The organism is Microbacterium sp. NPDC055455, assembly GCF_053619935.1.
Genome location: NZ_JBSHLB010000005.1, coordinates 46,348 through 59,953, shown reverse-complemented (window position 1 = coordinate 59,953; position 13,606 = coordinate 46,348). Strand labels below are relative to the sequence as shown.

Sequence of the window (13,606 nt, the reverse complement as noted above, 5' to 3'; positions counted from 1 at the left end):
CCGCGGTCTGCGGGCGGCCGACGGTCGTCTCGGTCATCGCTCGGCTCCGTTCGTGCGGTCGGGGTCGCCGGCGTCGGACGCGCGGGCCCGGTCGGGCGGACTGGGGACCTGGTTGGCAGCGACTGTGGCGGGAGTCGCCGTCGACGGACGCGTGGGCAGCTCGTACTGGCGGGCGCGCCGGCGTGAGACCGGACGCTCGCGCAGCACCCAGCGCTGCAGCATCGTGAACACCACGATGATCGCGAAGAGGATGAACGCGATCGCCGCGCCCTGACCCCAGTTCTGGTCGAGAAAGCTCGCGTCGTACGACAGATAGGCCGGGGTCAGCGTGGTCTTCGCCGGTGCACCGCGGGTGCCCGTGTAGATCTGGTCGAAGACCTGCCAGCAGCCGATGAGCCCGAGGGTCAGTACGGTGAACAGCGCGGGACGCAGCTGCGGGAGCGTGACCTGCCAGAAGCGCTGCCAGGCGTTCGCCCCGTCCACCATCGCCGCTTCCTGGATCTCCGGGCCGATGTTCTGCAGTGCGGCGAGGAACAGCAGCATGAACGTGCCGCTCGTGGTGAAGATCGCCATGAGGATGAAGGCCGACATCGCCACCGACGGCCCGGCCATCCAATTCCACCAGGAGACGGCGATGAACCCGTTCTCGGTCAGCACCGTCGGACCCTCCCGGACGCCGAGGCCGGACAGCAGCACGTGGAAGATGCCTCGTGGATCGGCGAACCAGTTGGGTCCGTCGATGCCCACGACGGCGAGCACGGCGTTGACCACGCCGCGCGGGTTGAACAGGAACAGCCACAGCACCGTGATCGCCACACTCGCGGTCACCGACGGGAAGTAGAAAGCCGTGCGGAAGAACCCGCGACCGCGGAGCACCGCCCCGTTCACGAGCAGGGCGAGGAACAGCGACAGGGCCGTCTGCAGCGGCACGACGAGGAGCACATACCACGCGTTGTTGCGCATGGCGGTGCCGAAGTCGCGCGCGGTCAGGCCCTCGCCGGTCGCGACGCTGGCGTAGTTCTGAAGGCCGACGAAGCTCACGTTGCCCGAGAACGGGCTTCCGCGCCCGCTCCAGTCGGAGACGCTGACCCACAGCGCCATGAGCACCGGGACGAGCAGGAAGACGCCGAGGATGACGATGACGGGCAGGGTGAAGACCCAGCCCGCCAGCGTCTCGCCGCGACGGATCCCCGATCGGGAGCCCCGTGCACGGCGAGACGCTGAAGCGGTGGCGGTCATCGCAGTCGCCCTCAGCCGACGATCGCCTCGAAGTTCGACTGGACCGTGTCGAGGATCTCCTGCGGATCGCCGTCCTTCAGTCCCTGGAGCGCGGAGTTGAAGTCGGTGATGACGTCGGCGGACCCGTCGTACGTCGGGAAGCCCTGCGCGTAGTCGGCGCCCGCGAGGAAGGCCGCGAGCTCCGGGTTGTCGCTGGTCCATTGGTCCGCAGCGGACTCCGCCGAAGGCATCGGCCCGAACGCCTCCGAGAACGCGAGCTGCTGCTCCGCGCTCGTCATGAACTCCACGAGGTCGAGCGCCGCCTCCTGGTTCGGGCTGTCGGCCGCCATGCCCCAGCAGTTCGTGAACTGCAGGGTGCCCTTTCCGGCGGGTCCCTCCGGCAGCTCCGCGACGATGTACTCCACGTCGGGGAAGTCGTTCGTCATGGCACCGGTGATCCAGTTGCCCTCGATCGTCATCGCGCTCAGCTGCTTTCCGAATGCCTCACCGCCCCAGCCGGCGCCGAGATCCTGCGCGTACGCGAACGAGCCCGCCGCCATCTGCTCCTGCACGTAGGTGAGGGCGTCGACGTTCTCCTGGCTGTTGGCGATGACTTCGCCGTCCTCGATGAGGCCGCCGCCGGCCTGCGCCATGAACGTCCCGATGCGCTGCCACTCCCAGCCGAATCCGAGCCCCACGACGCCGTCCTTCGTGAGCGTCTGGGCGACCGTCGCCAGCTCGTCCCATGTCGTCGGGATGTCGTCCTCGGTCAGGCCCGCCGCATCCCACAGTCCTTTGTTGATGATGAGGGCGAGCGTCGAGAAGTCCTTCGGAGCGCAGTAGAACTGGTCGTCGTACGTGAAGTTCTCGATGAGCGACGGGTAGAAGTCGTCCTTGTTCTCCAGCAGATCGCCGTACGCGACGAGCGAGCCGTTGTCGGCGTAGCCCGCGAGGAACTCAGGGGCCAGGTAGAACAGGTCCGGCGGGTCTCCCGCCGCGAAGCCCTGCGAGAGCTCCTGCGCCTGATCGGTGGCGACCTTCACCTCGACGTCGATGCCCGACTCCTCCGACCAGGCCGCGGCCGCCTCCGTCACCGCGTCGGTCTCGGCGTCACCGCTCGATCCGAACAGGATGGTGAGGCTTTCGTCGGAACTGGTGAGCTCGCCGTCGGCGGCACCGCCGCCGGTGTCGCCGGAGTCGTCGAATCCGGAACCGCAGCCCGCAAGGGCCAGTGCCCCGGTGACGAGGAGCGCCCCGGCCCCGAGGGCGGCGCGCGCGATGTGCCGTGTCATGTCTCTCTCCTTTGATGAGTCAGGCGCGACGGCCGGCGAGGAGTCGACTCCGTGTGGGGTCGTTCGAATTTGAACGATCAAAGTCTGCCGTCGATGGTCACGGTAGAACGGCTCTCCCGCGACTGTCAACCCGTTTGACGGAGCCGTAGGATAACGATTTGAACGCTCAAGTCGGGTGCCCGGGAGGTGTGATGGCGAAGTCGCCGACGGTCGAGGACGTCGCCCGTGCGGCCGGGGTGTCGCGGCAGACCGTGTCGAATGTCCTGAACACGCCGGAGATCGTGCGGGAGGCGACGCGGGAGCGCGTCCGTGCCGCGATCACCCGATTGGGTTACGCGCCCTCGATGGCCGCTCGACGGCTTCGCACCCAGCGCAGTGCGACGATCGGCATTCACCTCGACCCGTATGCGGGGGGGATCTCGGGCATCGTGCTCGACCGGTTCATCCACGCCCTCACCGAGCGGGCCACTCCGCGCGGGCTTCGCATCCTCGTGTACGCGGCCGACGACGCCGAGGAGGAGCTGAGGCGCGTGCGCCAGCTCCGCGAAGGGGGAGAGATCGACCGCATCGTGCTGACCGGCACCTACGCGGGCGATCCCCGCGCCGACTGGCTCGCCGAGCACGGCATCCCGTTCGTCGCCTTCGGCCGTCCGTGGGGCGAGCCCGGCGAGGGCGCCGCGATGGGGAACCCCGAGCGGCCCTGGGTCGACGTCGACGGTGCCACGGGCACCCGTGCCGCCACCGTGCACGCGCTGACGCACGGTCCGCGGGTGGCGTTCCTCGGGTGGCCGAGCGGGTCGGGGACCGGCGATGACCGCGAGCGCGGCTGGCGCGAGGCGATGGGCCCCGGCGAAGATCTTCAGGCCCTCCGATGGACGGCGGTGGACACGGTGTCGGCGGCGCGCGCGGTGGCGGAGCAGGGGCTCGCCGCCGGCGCCGTCGACGCCATCGTGTGCGCGAGCGACACCCTCGCCGTCGGTGCGCACCTCGCAGCATCGCACGGCGGGCACCCCGACATGCTGGTGGTCGGATTCGACAACACCCCGGTCGCCGAGGCGCTCGAGCTCTCCAGCGTGGAGCAGCGGCCCGAGCGAGTGGCCGACGCCGTGCTCGACCTGCTGGTCGCCGACACCGAGACGCACGACGGCGCCTGGCACCGCCTCATCGAGCCCGAGCTGATCGTGCGGCAACGCGAGGACGCGTCATAGCGGCACGGGCCTCGTGCCCCGGATGCGGCGCTCGAGCTCCCGGGCCGCGGGGGCCAGCAGTGCTGCGACGGCGGCCGGGTCCCGCTCGCCGTCGGCCGGGTAGGTCACCGCGATCGCCGCGATCGGCCAGCCGACGTGGTCGAGGACGGCGACCCCGACCGAGGCGAGCCCGAGGGTCACCTCGCCGTCCTCGAAGGCCCAGCCCCGCGACCGCACCTCTCTCAGCAGCTCCCGCAGCTCGCCGGGCCGGCCCGGCCCCCGACCCGTGCGGTCCGAGAAGGACGCGGCGTCCGGGAACAGGGCGCGCACCTGCTCCCGGGGAAGCGCCGCCAGCATCGCGCGCCCGGTCGCCGTCAGGTGCGCGGGCAGGCGCACGCCGACGTCGGTGACGAGCGCCGGCCGTCGGGACGCCCGCTCCTCGACGATGTAGAGCACGTCCCGCCCGTGCATCACCGCGAGGTGGGCGCTCTCGCCGGCTCGATCCACGAGGTCGGCCAGGACGGGGCGGCCCAGGCGCGCGAGCGGCTGCTGCCGGGAGTACCCGCCGGCGAGCTCGAACGCGGCGATCCCGAGTCCCCAGCGCTGCTCCTCCGGGAGATGCACGACGAACTGATGCTCGTGCAGCGTCGCGAGCAGGTGGTACACGCTCGACCGGGGGATCCCGAGCCCCGTGGCGACCGTGCGTGCGGGCACCGGTCCGCGCTGACGTGCGAGGAACGACAGGATCCGCAGGGTCTGATCCGCCGCCGGCACCTGCGGACGGCCGGGCGGGTGAGCGGGGATGTCTGCCATGACAGACACAGGATGCCACGGCCCGCCGTGCCGGGGAACACCCGGGGTGTGCAATCGAACCATGACCGTTACGACCGAGCAGCTGGTCACCGTCGGCGCCGCACCGCTGACCCGGGAGCACGTCGCCGCGGTGGCGCGGCACGACGCCCGCGTGGAGATCGATCCCGGAGCGCTCGAGCGCGTCGCGGCGACCAGGGCTCTCGTCGAGGGCCTCGCCGACGACCCCGAGCCGCACTACGGCATCTCCACCGGATTCGGTGCGCTGGCGACGACCTTCATCGCCCCCGAGCGGCGGATGCAGCTGCAGGCCAGCCTCATCCGCTCCCACGCCGCGGGCACCGGGCCCGAGGTCGAGCGCGAGGTCGTCCGCGCGCTGATGCTGCTGCGGCTGCAGACCCTCGCGACCGGCCGGACCGGCGTCCGGCCGGTGGTCGTCGAGACGTATGCCGCCATGCTCAACGCCGGAATCACGCCGATCGTGCGCGAGTACGGATCCCTCGGGTGCTCCGGCGATCTCGCGCCGCTGTCGCACGTCGCCCTCGCCGCGATGGGCGAGGGACGCGTGCGCACCGCCGACGGGACGGCGACCGACGCCGCCGAAGCGCTCGCGGCGGCATCCATCGCCCCGCTCGTCCTGCGCGAGAAGGAGGGCCTTGCGCTCATCAACGGCACCGACGGCATGCTCGGGATGCTGCTGCTCGCCCTCCACGACCTCTCGGTCCTGCTCGACACGGCCGACGTCGCCGCTGCCATGTCGGTGGAGTCGCAGCTCGGGACGGACGCGGTCTTCGCGGCCGACCTGCAGGCGCTGCGCCCGCAGGCAGGCCAAGCGGTGTCGGCGGCGAACCTGCGTGCGGTGCTGGCCGGCTCGCCGATCGTCGCATCGCACCGCGACCCGGCCGTCTGCACGCGCGTGCAGGACGCCTACTCGCTGCGCTGCTCGCCGCAGGTGCACGGCGCCGCCCGCGACACGGCTGACCACGCGCAGCTGATCGCCGCGCGCGAGCTCTCGGCCGCAGTGGACAACCCGGTGATCACCGACGACGGCCGCGTCGAGTCCAACGGCAACTTCCACGGCGCGCCGGTGGCGTACGTGCTGGACTTCCTGGCGATCGCCGTCGCGGATGTCGCGTCCATCGCCGAGCGGCGCATCGATCGGGCGCTGGATCCGGCCCGCAGCAACGGCCTGCCCCCGTTCCTCGCGCATGAGGTGGGCGTGGACTCCGGGCTCATGATCGCGCAGTACGCCGCGGCGGGCATCGTCTCGGAGCTCAAGCGGCTCGCGGTGCCGGCATCCGTCGACTCGATCCCGTCCTCGGCGATGCAGGAGGATCACGTCTCGATGGGCTGGGCGGCCGGCCGGAAGCTCCGCCGCGCGATCGACGGGCTGTCGCGGGTCCTGGCGGTGGAGGTGCTCACGGCGTCCCGGGCTCTCGATCTGCGCGCGCCGCTCGAGCCCGCGGCGGCGACCGCCGCCGTGCGAGACGTGGTGCGCACCGTCGTCGGCGGCCCGGGACCCGACCGGTTCCTCTCGCCCGACATCGAGGCCGTGACCGATCTCGTCGCGTCGGGGGCGGTCGCGACGGCGGCGTTCCCGCACGCGGCCCGCTGATCCCGAACGATGGCCGCGCCAGCATGTCTGTCATGCCAGACAGGCCGCCGGAGCAGGGTGTTGTCCGGAGCGCGGCCGGTGTGTGGAATCGACTCATGACCACGATCGACACGCACGCGGCCACCGCGCACCCGCCGGTGCGCGCACCCCGCGGTGCGGAGCGCACCGCGAAGAGCTGGGGCGCGGAAGCCGCCAAGCGCATGCTCATGAACAACCTCGACCCGGAGGTCGCCGAGCATCCCGAGGATCTCGTCGTGTACGGCGGAACCGGCCGTGCGGCGCGCTCGTGGGAGGCCTTCGACGCGATCGTGCGCACGCTCGACGAGCTGGAGCCCGACGAGACGCTGCTCGTGCAGTCGGGCAAGCCCGTCGGCGTCTTCCGGACGCACGAGTGGGCGCCCCGCGTCCTGATCGCGAACTCGAACCTCGTCGGCGACTGGGCGACGTGGCCCGAGTTCCGCCGCCTCGAGGCGCTCGGGCTCACGATGTACGGACAGATGACCGCCGGCTCGTGGATCTACATCGGCACGCAGGGCATCCTGCAGGGCACCTACGAGACGTTCGCCGCGGTGGCGCGGTCGCTCGGCCGTGACGACCTGTCGGGCACGCTGACCCTCACCGGCGGCGCGGGCGGCATGGGCGGCGCGCAGCCGCTCGCCGTGACGCTCAACGGGGGAGCGGTGCTCATCGTCGACGTGGACGAGTCGCGGCTGGCCCGGCGCGTCGAGCACGGCTACCTCGACGAGTACACGACCGATCTCGACGCGGCCGTCGCCCGGGTGGTGGCCGCGAAGGAGGCGGGCCGCGCGCTGTCGGTCGGAGTGGTCGGCAACGCCGCCGAGGTCTTCGGCGACATGTTGCTCCGCCACCGCGCCGGCGAGGTCGCCGTCGACATCGTCACCGACCAGACGAGCGCCCACGACCCGCTGGCCTACCTGCCGGTCGGCATCGCATTCGAGGACTGGAAGGCCGAGGCATCCCGTGATCCCGAGGGCTTCACCGCCCGCGCCCGCGGCAGCATGGCCAAGCACGTCGCCGCGATGGTGGGATTCCAGGATGCCGGCGCCGAGGTCTTCGACTACGGCAACTCGATCCGCGCCGAGGCGCAGCTGGGCGGCTTCGACCGCGCCTTCGCGTTCCCCGGCTTCGTGCCGGCCTACATCAGGCCGCAGTTCGCCGAGGGTCGCGGTCCTTTCCGCTGGGTCGCGCTCTCGGGCGACCCGGAGGACATCCGCAAGACCGACCGCGCGGTGGCGGAGCTGTTCCCCGACAACGCCGGCCTCGTCCGCTGGCTCGAGAAGGCCGGGGACGCCGTGCACTTCGAGGGGCTGCCCGCACGCATCTGCTGGCTGGGATACCAGGAGCGCCACCTCGCCGGGCTGAGGTTCAACGAGATGGTGGCGTCGGGTGAGCTGTCGGGCCCGATCGTGATCGGCCGGGACCACCTCGATGCGGGCTCTGTCGCCTCCCCGTACCGCGAGACGGAGGCGATGGCCGACGGCTCCGACGCGATCGCCGACTGGCCGCTGCTGAACGCGCTGCTCAACACGGCCAGCGGCGCGGCGTGGGTGTCGATCCACCACGGCGGCGGCGTCGGCATCGGCCGCAGCATCCATGCCGGCCAGGTCACGGTCGCCGACGGCACGGCGCTCGCCGCCGAGAAGCTCGAGCGCGTGCTCACCAACGATCCCGGCACCGGGGTCATGCGCCACGTCGACGCGGGGTACGACCGCGCCAAGGAGGTCGCCCGTGAGCGTGGCCTGAAGGTGCCGATGCTCGATGCGTGAGCGTGCCGGCGAGCAGGAGGACGGACGGATGCCGTGACCACGATGCTGCTCACGAACATCGGCGAGCTGACGACGAACGTCGAGCGCGACGGGGATCCGTGCGGCACGCTGCACGACGCCGCGCTGCTGATCGAGGGGGACCGCGTCGCGTGGGTCGGCCCGGGCGCGGAGGCCCCGAGCGCCGGGGATGCCGAGGTGATCGACGCCGGCGGCCGCGCGGTCATCCCGGGGTTCGTCGACAGCCACACGCATCTGGTGTTCGGCGGGGACCGCGCGGACGAGTTCGAGGCGCGGATGACGGGCACGCCGTATGCGGCGGGCGGCATACGGCGCACGGTCGCCGCGACCCGCGCCGCCGGCGACGAGGTGCTCCGCGCGCGACTGCGCGCGTTCGTGGCCGAGCTGCACGCCCAGGGCACGACGACGTTCGAGGTCAAGACGGGGTACGGGCTCACGGTCGCCGACGAGGAGCGCCTCGCCCGGCTCGCGGCCGAGGTGACGCCGGAGGTCACGTTCCTGGGCGCCCACGTCGTGCCGGCCGAGTACGCCGAGCGGCCCGACGACTACGTCGAGCTGGTGTGCGGCGAGATGCTGCGGGCGTGCGCCCCGCACAGCCGCTGGATCGACGTCTTCTGCGAGCGCGGCGCGTTCACGCCGGACCAGTCGCGTCGGATCCTCGCCGCGGGGGTGGCCCAGGGGCTCGCCCCCCGGGTGCACGGCAACCAGCTCGGCCCCGGCGAGGGCGTACGCATCGCGGTGGCGGCGGGCGCGGCATCCGTCGACCACTGCACCTACCTCGACGACGCCGACGTGGCGGCACTGGCCGGCTCCCGGACCGTGGCCACGCTCCTGCCGGGGGTGGAGTTCTCGACCCGCCAGCCGTACCCCGATGCGCGCCGCCTGATCGACGCCGGCGTCACCGTCGCCCTCGCCAGCGACTGCAACCCCGGCTCGAGCTTCACCAGCTCGATGCCGCTCATGATCGCGCTCGCGGTGCGCGAGATGGGGATGACACCCGCCGAGGCGCTGTGGGCGGCGACGGCGGGCGGGGCACGAGCGCTCCGGCGCGACGACGTCGGCGCACTCGCGCCCGGCATGCGCGCCGATCTGGTGATGCTCGACGCGCCGACGCGCGTGCACCTGGCCTATCGGCCCGGCGTCCCGCTCGTCCACACCGCATGGGTGGGCGGCCGGACCGTCGCGTGACGGGCCGGGGCCGCCCGGGCAGGGCCGGGCGGCTCCGGTCGTCGACGATCTCAGCGGGGCGTGTCGAAGGTCCACTCGTCGGGGTCGAGCGACGACGCGACGTCCCAGTCGTCCGCGTACCACGTGAAGGTCGCCACGGCGCAGGTGGGCATGTGGCCGATGGCGTCGCCGGACAGGCGCCCGGCCAGCACGCTCATCCCGGGGTCGTGCGCCACGACGAGCACCGACCTGCCGCGGCTGCCGGCCGCCGTCGCCAGCAGCACGCCGGCCGGGGCTCCGTAGAGCTCGGGATCGAGCGAGACGCGGACGTCCAGCGCCTCGGCGAACGCGCGCGCCGTGCTGCGGGCGCGCACCGCGGTGCTGGACAGGATGATGTCGGGCCGGAATCCGGACTCCGCGAGCCCGCGGGCCATGCGCGGGGCATCTCTCCGGCCGCGGTCGTTCAGCGGGCGGTCGTGATCGTCCAGCTCCGGGTCGCCCCAGTCGGATTTCGCGTGCCGCACCAGCGCCAGACGGATCATGGCCCGACCGCCTTCCCCGCGAGGAGCTCCAGGACGCACAGCGCCGCCAGCCGCACGGTGCGACCGTCGGGGGCGTCGGCCGTCGCGTCGACCTCGGCGATGTCGGCGCTGTGCACGCGGGCGTCCGCGGCGACGGCGCGCACGAGGGTGCGCAGCTCCCAGGCGGCGAGCCCGCCGGGGACCGACGCCGGGCACCCGGGTGCCACCGACCGGTCGCACACGTCCACGTCGATGTCGAGGTGGACCGGCCCACCGCCCGCGCCGGCGACCCGGAGCGCCTCCGCGACGACGTCGGCCGTGCCGCGGCGGCGGAGGTCGTCCATCGTGACGACGGTGATGCCGAGGTCGGCGGCGCGCCGCGCGTAGGCGACCGAGTTCGCGAAGTCGGCGATCCCGAGCTGCACGACGCGGCGCGGGTCGAGGCCGTCCTCGACGAGCCGGCGCACCGGCGAGCCGTTCGAGACGCCGTCGCGGAGGTCGAAGTGCGCGTCGATCGTGATGAGTCCCGCGGCATCCGCGCCCTGCGCCACCGCGTAGGTGATCGAGTTGTCGCCCCCGAGCGCGATCACGAGGTCGGCGCGCTCCCGCAGGGCGGCCACCGCCAGCCGGACGGATGCCTCGCCGGCCTGCCCGTCGGGCTCGTCGATGTCGCCGACGTCCGCGATGCGCAGGCGGTCGTCCAGGTCGACCGGCGGCGGTCCGAGCAGGGTGGGGCTGTAGCGGCGCAGCGCCTCTCGGATCGCGGCGGGGGTCGCATGCGCGCCGGTGGGGGACAGCGACGTGCGGAAGGCCGGGACGCCGAGGAGCGCGGCATCCCAGTCGCCCTCGTCGATCGGCGGCCACGCACCCGCGCGCGGCCACAGGACGTCATGCGGAAGCGTCACGCTCCGACGCTACCGGGCGGTCGGGCGCGGGCGCAGCCCCCGCCCGCATCGCAGGACCGCCGCCGATCCGCCGGCTCCGGTCAGATGCCGACGTAGACCCAGGCGGACCGGCCGCTGGCCAGCACGACCGAGATCCTCCGGTACAGCGCCACCTCGTACTCGTCGGCCGCGTCGATCTCGTCGTCGGTGACGCGCAGCACCCGCCCCACGACCTTGTCGAGGGGATTGCCGGTCTCGCGCACGATCGGGTGCACCGTCAGACCCGACAGGTCCACGACCCGCGGGTCCGCGATCTCGGCGTAGTCGACCGTGTAGCCCGGCAGCGCGTCATCGTCGCCGTCGAGCAGCCTGCCGAACGTGTCGAGCTGCACGTCGGGATGCCGCAGGGTGCCGTAGGTGAAGAGGAGCTGGCTGGGCAGGTCGTCGGACACGCCTCCATCCAACCCGTTGCGCAGCCGTCACGGCGGATCTGTCATCGAGTGTTTACACGGCGGATCCGCCGACGCCCGGCGCGGCCGTGGCGGCGCCTCAGCCCAGCAGCGCGTGCGCGATCGAGAAGATCGCGAGTCCGGCGAGCGATCCCACGATGGTTCCGTTGAGCCGGATGTACTGCAGGTCGCGGCCCACCATGAGCTCGATCTTCTCGGTGGTCTCGGCGGGGTCCCACCGCTCGACCGTGTCGGTGATGATCGAGGCGATGTCATGGCGGTACCGGTCGACGAGGAACACGGCGGCGTCGGTCACCCACACGTCGACGCGGCGCTGGAGCGTGGCATCCGTCGTCAGTCGCACGCCGATCTCGCCGAGCGCCTCCGCCGCCCGGCGACGCAGCCCGCTGTCGGCGTCGGCGAGGGAGTCCAGCAGCCCCGCCTTCGCCGTGGTCCACGCCTCGGAGGCGAGCTCGCGCACGCGCGGGCTGTCGAACACCGCGAGCTTGGCGTCTTCGAAGCGCCCGATCGTCGCGGGGTCGTGCTGCAGGTTCTCGGCGAGCCGCGCGAGGTAGCCGTCGATGGCGACGCGCGCGGGATGCTGCGGGTCGGCGCGGACGGCCGCTGTCAGCTTCACCGCCTCGTTGTACACCGTGTCGTCGACGAACCGGTGCGCGACCGACGGCACCCACGACGGAAGGCGGCGCGAGACGAGCCCGCCGAAGGCGGCGCGATTGGCCGCCAGCCACGCCGCGACCGTGTCCGCGGCGAGGTCGACCGCCGCGTGATGGCCGCCCGCCTCGATGATCCGGCCGAGCCACCCGCCTAGCGGAGGCCCCCACTCGGGCGCGATGAGGTGTTCGCGGGCCAGCTCCTCGAGCAGGTCGCCGACGTCCTCGTCGCTGAGCGCGCGCACCACGCTGGCGGCCATGACGGATGCTTCTGCCGCCACGCGACCGGCATGCGCGGGCTCGCTCAGCCACTCGCCGAGGCGCGCCGAGATCGCCGTCTGCTCGAGCTTGGCGCGCACCACGTCGGCGCGCAGGAACTCCGTCTCGACGAACTCGCCGAGCGTCTGGCCGATCTCGTCCTTGCGGCTGGGGATGATCGCGGTGTGCGGGATGGGGATCCCGAGGGGATGGCGGAACAGGGCGGTGACAGCGAACCAGTCGGCCAGCGCCCCGACCATGCCGCCCTCGGCGGCGGCCCGGACGTAGGCGAGCGCGGGCACGTCCTGCTGGAACGCGAAGGAGAATGCGAACAGCACCGCCATGAAGACCAGCGCGCCGAGGGCGACGCCCTTCATGGTGCGCAGGCCGCGCCGCCGCTCCTGGTCGGCGGGGCTCAGCAGATGGGTCGGGGTCCTCGCCATGGGGTCATCCTCGCACGCGCCCGGTGACGCGAGCGCGATACGCGTCGGCGGTTGCGGCAGCGTCCCCGACGAGGTACACGGCGGCCGACCGGCTGCTCTCGCTCAGTCCTCGGTCGGTCCCAGCCACGCCGTCGCGACGGCCGAGTGCGCGGACTCGGGGTCGGACGGATGGAAGAGCCCGGCGAGCACATCCCGGTACAGCCGGCTGAGCTCGTGGCCCGCGAAGTACGACGAGCCGCCCGCCACGAGCACGGCGTCGTCGACGATCGCCTTCGCGGACGTCACCGCGCGGTGCTTGACGCCGGCCAGCAGCGAGAACCAGCGCGGTCCGTGGTCGACGAGCGTGTCGACGTCGCGAGCGAGCGACTCGAGCTGCGGCGGCAGGGCGTCGTAGGCCAGTGCCATGTCGGCGATGCGCCGGCGGATGTCGGGGTCCTGACTGTACGGCTTGCCGGTGCGCTTCGTGGTGCGCCGGTTCGCGGCGTCGACTGCGAGGTCCAGCGCACGGCGGGCGATGCCGGTGTACACCGAGGCCAGCAGCAGCTCGAACACGCTGAAGATGCCGAAGACGAGCGGATCCGGGCTCGGCCCCGGGGGCAGCGTGCGCACCACCCGGTCTGCCGGGGCCACCGCGTCGCGGAGCACCGTCGTGCGCGACTGCGTGCCCCGCATGCCCAGCGTGTCCCAGTCGTCGCGCACCACCACCCGGCCGGTCTGCACCTCCGAGCGGGGCACGAACGCGTACACCATCTGCGGCGCGTTCTCCGTCGAGGTGTCCAGGCCGTGCAGGCCCAGCTGCGTCCACACGGGTGCGAGCGAGGTGAAGATCTTCGTGCCGGTGAACGCATAGCCGCCGTCGGGGAGGGGTGCGGCATCCGTCCCGCTGCCGAACAGCACGAGGTCGTTCCCGGCCTCGCTGATCCCGAACGCGAACACCTCGCCGGCCACCGCTCCCTCCTGCACGAAGCGCAGGGCGTCCACGCCGCGGTCGGCGAGCACCTTCGCCACGCCGGTCCAGACGAGGTGCATGTTCACCGCGAGTGCCGTCGCGGGCGCCGCCCCGGCGAGGCGCTGCTGGAGGACGGATGCCTCGCGCAGGCCGAGTCCCGCCCCGCCGAGCTCGCGGGGGACGAGGATCGACAGGTATCCGGCGTCCTTCAGGTCGGCGAGATCGTCGTCGGGGAAGGTGTTCTCACGGTCGTGCACCGCAGCGCGGGAGCGGATGCGCTCGAGCAGATCGTCGTCGAGGATGTCGCGGGGATCGAAGGGGGCCATCCCGTCATTCT

The 13,606-nt window shown here is 72.6% G+C and carries 12 protein-coding genes; 4 read left to right on the top strand and 8 right to left on the bottom strand.

The features are described from left to right. Positions 1–33: 33 nt before the first annotated feature. Together ACWGUG_RS13780 and ACWGUG_RS13775 are read right to left on the bottom strand one after the other, a co-directional pair. A complete protein-coding gene (locus tag ACWGUG_RS13780) occupies positions 34–1,239 on the bottom strand; it encodes a carbohydrate ABC transporter permease (protein ID WP_378881667.1) in 1,206 nt (401 codons plus the stop codon). An 11-nt stretch (positions 1,240–1,250) separates the two neighbouring features. Beyond that, positions 1,251–2,510: a sugar ABC transporter substrate-binding protein gene (locus ACWGUG_RS13775; protein WP_336396557.1), complete on the bottom strand. Its 1,260-nt coding sequence runs from the start codon at positions 2,508–2,510 to the stop codon at positions 1,251–1,253. 191 nt (positions 2,511–2,701) lie between these two features. Here ACWGUG_RS13775 and ACWGUG_RS13770 point away from each other — a divergent pair, with 191 nt between their 5' ends. Then, positions 2,702–3,718, top strand: coding sequence for a LacI family DNA-binding transcriptional regulator (locus ACWGUG_RS13770; protein ID WP_336396556.1), 1,017 nt, complete (start codon positions 2,702–2,704; stop codon positions 3,716–3,718). Here the strand turns inward: ACWGUG_RS13770 and ACWGUG_RS13765 are convergent. Further along, entirely contained in the window at positions 3,713–4,510 is a 798-nt protein-coding gene (locus tag ACWGUG_RS13765; protein ID WP_452325008.1) for an IclR family transcriptional regulator, read from the bottom strand. The genes ACWGUG_RS13770 and ACWGUG_RS13765 overlap by 6 nt on opposite strands. A 61-nt stretch (positions 4,511–4,571) precedes the next feature. Here ACWGUG_RS13765 and hutH point away from each other — a divergent pair, with 61 nt between their 5' ends. The 3 genes from hutH to hutI all read left to right on the top strand — a co-directional run bounded on the left by hutH (position 4,572) and on the right by hutI (position 9,115). Continuing rightward, entirely contained in the window at positions 4,572–6,122 is a 1,551-nt protein-coding gene (gene hutH / locus ACWGUG_RS13760) for a histidine ammonia-lyase (protein ID WP_452325007.1), read from the top strand. 95 nt (positions 6,123–6,217) lie between these two features. Then, a complete protein-coding gene (hutU, locus tag ACWGUG_RS13755; RefSeq protein ID WP_336396553.1) occupies positions 6,218–7,909 on the top strand; it encodes a urocanate hydratase in 1,692 nt (563 codons plus the stop codon). 33 nt (positions 7,910–7,942) lie between these two features. Continuing rightward, positions 7,943–9,115 carry an imidazolonepropionase gene (gene hutI, locus ACWGUG_RS13750; RefSeq protein ID WP_452325006.1) on the top strand — a complete coding sequence of 391 codons (1,173 nt, stop codon included), beginning with the start codon at positions 7,943–7,945 and terminating at the stop codon, positions 9,113–9,115. Between the two features lie 50 nt (positions 9,116–9,165). Here the strand turns inward: hutI and ACWGUG_RS13745 are convergent, their stop codons facing one another. From ACWGUG_RS13745 to ACWGUG_RS13725, 5 genes are all read right to left on the bottom strand, one after another. Next, on the bottom strand, positions 9,166–9,636 hold the full coding sequence (locus tag ACWGUG_RS13745) for a SixA phosphatase family protein (RefSeq protein ID WP_336396551.1): 471 nt from the start codon (positions 9,634–9,636) through the stop codon (positions 9,166–9,168). Continuing rightward, positions 9,633–10,520 carry an agmatinase family protein gene (locus tag ACWGUG_RS13740; RefSeq protein WP_336396550.1) on the bottom strand — a complete coding sequence of 296 codons (888 nt, stop codon included), beginning with the start codon at positions 10,518–10,520 and terminating at the stop codon, positions 9,633–9,635. The genes ACWGUG_RS13745 and ACWGUG_RS13740 overlap by 4 nt, the downstream gene beginning before the upstream one ends. A gap of 80 nt (positions 10,521–10,600) precedes the next feature. After that, positions 10,601–10,951 (bottom strand): gamma-glutamylcyclotransferase family protein, encoded by a 351-nt coding sequence (locus tag ACWGUG_RS13735; RefSeq protein ID WP_378881647.1) that lies wholly within the window; start codon positions 10,949–10,951, stop codon positions 10,601–10,603. Between the two features lie 97 nt (positions 10,952–11,048). After that, a complete protein-coding gene (locus ACWGUG_RS13730; protein ID WP_452325005.1) occupies positions 11,049–12,320 on the bottom strand; it encodes a DUF445 domain-containing protein in 1,272 nt (423 codons plus the stop codon). Between the two features lie 102 nt (positions 12,321–12,422). Further along, positions 12,423–13,595, bottom strand: a complete 1,173-nt coding sequence (locus tag ACWGUG_RS13725) for an acyl-CoA dehydrogenase family protein (protein WP_452325004.1) — start codon at positions 13,593–13,595, stop codon at positions 12,423–12,425. Positions 13,596–13,606 lie beyond the last annotated feature (11 nt).

What these genes read in the sequence shown, in the direction of transcription:
- ACWGUG_RS13780 (WP_378881667.1), bottom strand. Translation starts at nt 1,239, where the DNA reads ATGACCGCCACCGCTTCAGCGTCTCGCCGTGCACGGGGCTCCCGATCG.
- ACWGUG_RS13775 (WP_336396557.1), bottom strand. Translation starts at nt 2,510, where the DNA reads ATGACACGGCACATCGCGCGCGCCGCCCTCGGGGCCGGGGCGCTCCTC.
- ACWGUG_RS13770 (WP_336396556.1), top strand. Translation starts at nt 2,702, where the DNA reads ATGGCGAAGTCGCCGACGGTCGAGGACGTCGCCCGTGCGGCCGGGGTG.
- ACWGUG_RS13765 (WP_452325008.1), bottom strand. Translation starts at nt 4,510, where the DNA reads ATGGCAGACATCCCCGCTCACCCGCCCGGCCGTCCGCAGGTGCCGGCG.
- hutH (WP_452325007.1), top strand. Translation starts at nt 4,572, where the DNA reads ATGACCGTTACGACCGAGCAGCTGGTCACCGTCGGCGCCGCACCGCTG.
- hutU (WP_336396553.1), top strand. Translation starts at nt 6,218, where the DNA reads ATGACCACGATCGACACGCACGCGGCCACCGCGCACCCGCCGGTGCGC.
- ACWGUG_RS13745 (WP_336396551.1), bottom strand. Translation starts at nt 9,636, where the DNA reads ATGATCCGTCTGGCGCTGGTGCGGCACGCGAAATCCGACTGGGGCGAC.
- ACWGUG_RS13730 (WP_452325005.1), bottom strand. Translation starts at nt 12,320, where the DNA reads ATGGCGAGGACCCCGACCCATCTGCTGAGCCCCGCCGACCAGGAGCGG.
- ACWGUG_RS13725 (WP_452325004.1), bottom strand. Translation starts at nt 13,595, where the DNA reads ATGGCCCCCTTCGATCCCCGCGACATCCTCGACGACGATCTGCTCGAG.